This is a genomic window from Paraburkholderia sp. (genome assembly GCF_035656215.1).
Lineage (GTDB): Bacteria > Pseudomonadota > Gammaproteobacteria > Burkholderiales > Burkholderiaceae > Paraburkholderia.
This window is the reverse complement of record NZ_DASRSY010000258.1, coordinates 1-5,650: the sequence shown is the minus strand read 5'-3', so window position 1 is coordinate 5,650 and position 5,650 is coordinate 1. Positions and strand designations below refer to the sequence as shown.

Genomic DNA, 5,650 nt, shown 5'->3' with positions numbered 1-5,650 from the left:
CTTCGATCACCGGCTCGGCGGCAATGGATTTCTGCTGCCGGCGGGTCCGCTGCGCGAGCCGCTGTCGCGCCACCGCGACGCGACGCTGATCAACGATCCGTATTCCCGCAGCCTGCCCGCGTGGCCGAACACATTCGCGCTGCAACTCGCGCCCGCCGACGCCTGGCATCTCGACAACCCCGGTCTGCGCCGGCCGCTCGCGCAATTCAGCGGCGAACGCGTGCTGGCCGCGGCCGGCATCGGCGCGCCGGAACGCTTTTTCGCGACGCTGCGCGCGGCCGGCCTCACACCCGCCACCCGAGCCTTGCCGGATCACTACGCGTTCGAGCGCAATCCTTTTACGGACGTCGACGCGGACGCCATCCTGATAACCGAAAAGGATGCGGTAAAATTAGGGTCCTGGCGCGACGCGCGCATCTGGGTTGTCCCTGTCGAAGCCGCGCTCGATCATCGCCTCATTGCATTAGTTGTGGAGAAAGTCCGTGGACGCTCGCCTGCTTGAAATTCTCGTCTGCCCGATCTGCAAGGGCCCGCTCAGCTACGATCGTTCTGCGCAGGAACTGATCTGCAACGCGGACAAGCTCGCCTATCCGATCCGCGACGGCATTCCCGTGATGCTGGTCGACGAGGCACGGCAGACCGTGGAAGGCACTCCGGTCGATCTGAATCCGGGCTCCGTCGCCTGAGTCTGATTGGCCCAACACGGGGCCTGTGCGTTCTGTACGCTCCGCGTATCTGATCCGCACTTGCCACTGGCATTCGCAGTCTTTCCCGTCAGCGCCCGCGGTGTCCTTGCGAGCGCTTTCTTCCGGTTTCATCGCCGCTCGTCCTTCCGATGACCAACGCTAACTCCACCACTCTCCCGTTCATCGCCGTCGTGCCGGCCCGGCTCGCCTCCACGCGTCTGCCCAACAAACCGCTTGCCGACATCGGCGGCAAGCCGATGGTGGTGCGGGTCGCCGAACGCGCACGCGAATCGGGCGCGCAACAGGTGCTGATCGCCTCCGACGCGCAAGCGGTGCTGGATGTGGCCCGCGAGCACGGCTTCGAAGCTGTGCTGACGCGCGCCGATCATCCGTCGGGCACCGACCGTCTCGCGGAAGTGGCGGCGCAGTTCGGCTGGAGCGACGAAACGATCGTGGTGAACGTTCAGGGCGACGAGCCGCTGATCGACCCGGCGCTCGTATGTGGCGTGGCGTCGCACCTGGCGGCGAATGACGGTTGCGCGATCGCCACCGCCGCGCATCCGATCACCGACCCCGCGGAAATTTTCAACCCGAACGTCGTCAAGGTCGTGCTCGACGCGCACGGCGTCGCGCTGTACTTCTCGCGCGCGCCCATTCCGTGGGCACGCGACGCGTATCAGCCGCATTGGCCCAACGTGGCGTCGATGCCCACGCCGCCTGCCCCCGCAGTCGTCCATCGGCATATCGGCCTGTACGCGTATCGCGCCCAATTCCTGCGCACGTATCCGAGTCTCGCGATCTCGCCGATCGAGCAGGTCGAAGCGCTCGAACAACTGCGCGCGATGTGGCACGGCGAGCGAATCGCGGTGCTCGTCACGCAGAATGCGCCGCTGCCCGGTGTCGACACGCCCGCCGATCTCGCGCGTGTGCAGGCTTTATTCGGGGCTTGAGCGTAAAAACCCATGGCATAATCGGACGGTTGTGCGCGCCTCCCGTTAAGCGCGAGAGTCAGGGTTTGCCCCGGTCGCGCCGTTGTTGTCTTGCAGCGCCGTCGTTTTCGACGTGCAGCGCGAGGCCCGAAACGGCAGCCGACGCGGGTCCCTCGACGAATCGCGGGATGGCTGCAGCGTCACCAAAGAATTCACATAGATCTGGAGATATCACATGCGTTTGATCCTTTTGGGTGCGCCCGGCGCGGGTAAGGGCACTCAGGCAAACTTCATCAAGGAAAAGTTCGACATTCCGCAAATTTCCACGGGTGACATGCTGCGCGCGGCCGTTAAGGCAGGCACGCCGCTCGGCCTCGAAGCCAAGCGCTTCATGGATGCCGGTGAACTGGTCACGGACGAGCTGATCATCAACCTGGTGAAGGAACGCCTGCAGCAGCCGGATTGCGCGAACGGTTATCTGTTCGACGGTTTTCCCCGCACCATTCCCCAAGCTGAAGCCATGAAGCAAGCGGGCGTCGCGATCGATTACGTGCTGGAAATCGACGTGCCGTTCGACGAGATCATCGTGCGTATGAGCGGCCGCCGCTCGCACGCCGCGTCGGGCCGTACGTACCACGTCAAGTTCAACCCGCCGAAGGTTGAAGGTGTGGACGACGTGACGGGCGAACCGCTGATCCAGCGCGAGGACGACAAGGAAGAAACGGTCAAGAAGCGCCTCGACGTGTACGTTGCGCAAACCAAGCCGCTGATCGAGTACTACAACAACTGGGCGCAAAACGGCGACCCGGCAACGCCGCTGACGGCACCGCAATATCGCCGCATTTCGGGCCTCGGCTCGGTCGACGAAATTCGCAACCGCGCGTTCGATGCGTTGAAGTAATTTCGCGTCACCGGTTGTCGTTTGAAAAACCCGCCCATGCCGGCGGGTTTTTTTATTGCGCGCCGTGTGGCGTGCACTCTCCCGCGATTTTCGTTGTCCGCCATGCCCGGCATTAATTAGCCATCCGTAGCAGTTTGACACGCCATAGGTTATAGGGCTTCGGCAGAGGCCCCCGGGCGGCGGAGGCCCCACTTCGCTTTCCGCATTGCAGCATAGCCGTTACAATCGTTCATCGAAAAGATATTCGATCGAGACATTACTGAACTGAAGCAAAGGAGATGACATGGAGATTCGTGACAACGTATTCCTGATCACCGGCGGTGCATCGGGCCTCGGCGCGGCCACAGCGCGCCTTTTCGTTGAAAACGGCGGCAAGGTGGTGCTCGCCGATCTGAATCAGGATGCCGGTGAGGCGCTCGCGAAGGAACTCGGCGGCGTGTTCGTCAAGTGCGACGTGAGCCGCGAAGACGACGCCACGCAAGCAGTCGAAGCCGCCACGAAACTCGGCACGCTGCGCGGTCTCGTCAATTGCGCGGGCGTGGCGCCCGCCATCAAGACAGTCGGTAAAGACGGGCCGCATCCGCTCGAGTCGTTTGCGCGCACCATCTCGATCAATCTGATCGGCACCTTCAACATGATCCGGCTCGCCGCCGCGGCCATGTCGAAGAACGAACCGAATGCGAATGGCGAGCGTGGCGTGATCATCAACACGGCGTCGGTGGCGGCGTTTGACGGCCAGATCGGCCAGGCCGCTTATGCTGCGTCCAAGAGCGGCGTGGTCGGCATGACGCTGCCAATCGCACGCGACCTGTCGCGCAACGCGATCCGCGTGATGACAATTGCACCGGGCATCTTCGAAACGCCGATGCTGCTGGGCATGCCGCAGGAAGTGCAGGACGCACTCGGCGCGATGGTGCCGTTCCCTCCGCGTCTCGGCAAACCGGCGGAGTACGCGATGCTGGCCAAGCAGATCTTCGACAATCCGATGCTCAATGGCGAAGTGATTCGTCTGGACGGCGCGATCCGGATGCAGCCGAAGTAACGATGTATCCGGCGTGCCGCTTTGCGCGGCTGCGCCAATGAAAAACGCCTGCACGCGAGTCACGTGCAGGCGTTCTGTTTTGACTTCAGGCTGGAAGCGCTTTTAGTCGCGGTCGTCGTACTGGGTACGTTGACGCAGTTCATGCAACTGCGACTCCACCACCATCGCGTCTTCCGCGTCCGGCCGGTCGCCGAGATATCGTTCGAGATCCTCGAGCGCCGGACGCAGATAGTCGAGCCGCGCATAGGCGAAACCGCGATCGCGCACTTCCTCGATACTTTCCGGCAACAGGATGACCAGACGCTGCTGCACCGCCAACAGACGCTGCCAGCGTTCCGTCTGAAGATAAGTGGACTTCAGATTGCGTAACATACGAGCGATGATCTCGCGGCGCGTGGCCGGTTGCAGCAACATGCGCAGCGCCCTGCTCACCGACTCGCCCGCCGACGCCACATAAGGCTCCAGCATGTCGACCATCTGCGATTCGGACAGCGAATGCCCGCTGGTCGGATCGAGCATCACGTCGCCATCGGGCGTTGTCACACGCAACAGGAAGTGGCCCGGAAACGACACGCCGCGCACCGGAATGCCGATCTGTTCGGCCATTTCCAGATATAGCACTGCCAGCGAAATCGGAATGCCGCGGCGGCGCTTGAGCACCGCATTCAGATGGCTATTGTCGGGATCGTAATAATCGTTGAGGTTGCTGGCGAAACCCAGCTCGCGGAAGAAGAACCGGTTCAGAATACCGACCTTCTGCCTGATGTCGGCATCTTCCGGCATGCGGCGCTGCACACGCACGACCAACTCGTCGATCTCGGCCAGCGTGCCTTGCAAATCGAGATCGGGATAAGCGTCCTGCGCGAGCGAGAGCGCCGCCTCGGTCAGCGGCAGGCTGTCATCTTCGGCAACCAGCGTACTGAAATAGTCGAGAACTCGCGTCATCGTGATCACTTCGCTCGCCTTTTGAAATACGCGTACTTGAAGCCCATCAGCCAAAGCATACCGAAATATAACGCGGCGAACAGAACGAGGCACGCCCCCAGTAACACGATACGGTCGACCGGGCGGCTATGCATGCCGATCCAGTCGAAACTGATCGCGAGCCAATGCATCGTGCCGGCCAGCACCAGACAGGCACCGAACAACTGCACGAAGAATTTGAGCCAACCGTTCGACGGCGTATAGATGCCGCGCTTGCGCAAGCCGAGGAACAGGAACAGTGCATTGACGCACGCGCCGAGCCCGACGCTCAGCGTGAGGCCCGCATGCGCGAAAATCGGCACGAACAGATAGTTGCTCATCTGTGTGACGATCAGCACGCCGATGCCGATCTTCACCGGTGTCTTGATGTCCTGCTTTGCGTAAAAACCGGGCGCGAGGATCTTGATGAGAATCAGGCCGATCAGGCCAATGCCGTAAGCCGACAACGCGCGGGCGACCATCACCACCGAGTTGCCGTCGAACTTGCCGTAGTGGAACAGCGTCGCCGTGAGCGGCTGGGCGAAGAAAAACAGCGCGACGGCGCTTGGTGCGGCCAGCAGGAAGGTGACGCGCAGCCCCCAGTCGAGCAGCGACGAATACTCGTGCGGATCGGCGTCCACGTGCGCCTTCGACAGGCTCGGCAGCAAAATCGTGCCGAGCGCGACGCCGAGCAGCGCGGTGGGAAACTCCATCAGCCGGTCGGCGTAGTTGATCCAGGAGACGGCGCCCGGACCGATGCGCGACGCAATATTGGTGTTGATGATCAAGCTGATCTGCGCGACCGAGACGGCGAACATCGCCGGCACCATCTTCGAAAGGACTCGCTTCACGCCGCGATGCGCGAGCGCCTTCAGTGGATTCAGGCCGATGCGCGGCAGCATGTCGATCTTCTTCAGACCGGGCAATTGCACGATGAATTGCAGCACGCCGCCGGCGATTACCGCCCACGCAAGCGCATAAACCGGCGTTTGCAGGCGCGGCGCGACGAACACCGCCGCGACGATGAAAGCGACGTTCAGAAGGACCGGGGCGAACGCAGGCAGCGAAAAGTTCTTGTACGTATTCAGTACGCCGGACGCCAGCGACGTCAGCGAGATGAAAATGATGT

Annotated in this window: 7 protein-coding genes; 5 read left to right on the top strand and 2 right to left on the bottom strand. The window is 62.3% G+C overall.

Features of this window, described 5'->3' with window-relative positions:
* The 5 genes from VFE81_RS14500 to VFE81_RS14480 form a co-directional block, all read left to right on the top strand.
* Nucleotides 1-502 (top strand): tetraacyldisaccharide 4'-kinase (locus tag VFE81_RS14500; RefSeq protein WP_325045257.1); only part of this gene is annotated, 502 nt, incomplete at its 5' end.
* Nucleotides 483-686, top strand: coding sequence for a Trm112 family protein (locus VFE81_RS14495; RefSeq protein ID WP_006050060.1), 204 nt, complete (start codon nt 483-485; stop codon nt 684-686). The genes VFE81_RS14500 and VFE81_RS14495, both read left to right, overlap by 20 nt.
* A 149-nt stretch (nt 687-835) precedes the next feature.
* Nucleotides 836-1,636 carry a 3-deoxy-manno-octulosonate cytidylyltransferase gene (gene kdsB, locus VFE81_RS14490; protein WP_325045256.1) on the top strand — a complete coding sequence of 267 codons (801 nt, stop codon included), beginning with the start codon at nt 836-838 and terminating at the stop codon, nt 1,634-1,636.
* A 214-nt stretch (nt 1,637-1,850) separates the two neighbouring features.
* Entirely contained in the window at nt 1,851-2,516 is a 666-nt protein-coding gene (gene adk / locus VFE81_RS14485) for an adenylate kinase (protein WP_325045255.1), read from the top strand.
* Between the two features lie 283 nt (nt 2,517-2,799).
* Nucleotides 2,800-3,558 (top strand): 3-hydroxyacyl-CoA dehydrogenase, encoded by a 759-nt coding sequence (locus VFE81_RS14480; protein ID WP_115780869.1) that lies wholly within the window; start codon nt 2,800-2,802, stop codon nt 3,556-3,558.
* 102 nt (nt 3,559-3,660) lie between these two features.
* Here the strand turns inward: VFE81_RS14480 and VFE81_RS14475 are convergent, their stop codons facing one another.
* Complete coding sequence (locus VFE81_RS14475; protein ID WP_325045254.1) at nt 3,661-4,503, bottom strand: SirB1 family protein; 843 nt, start codon at nt 4,501-4,503, stop codon at nt 3,661-3,663.
* A gap of 5 nt (nt 4,504-4,508) precedes the next feature.
* The coding region (murJ, locus tag VFE81_RS14470; RefSeq protein WP_325045253.1) for a murein biosynthesis integral membrane protein MurJ at nt 4,509-5,650 on the bottom strand (1,142 nt) is incomplete at its 5' end.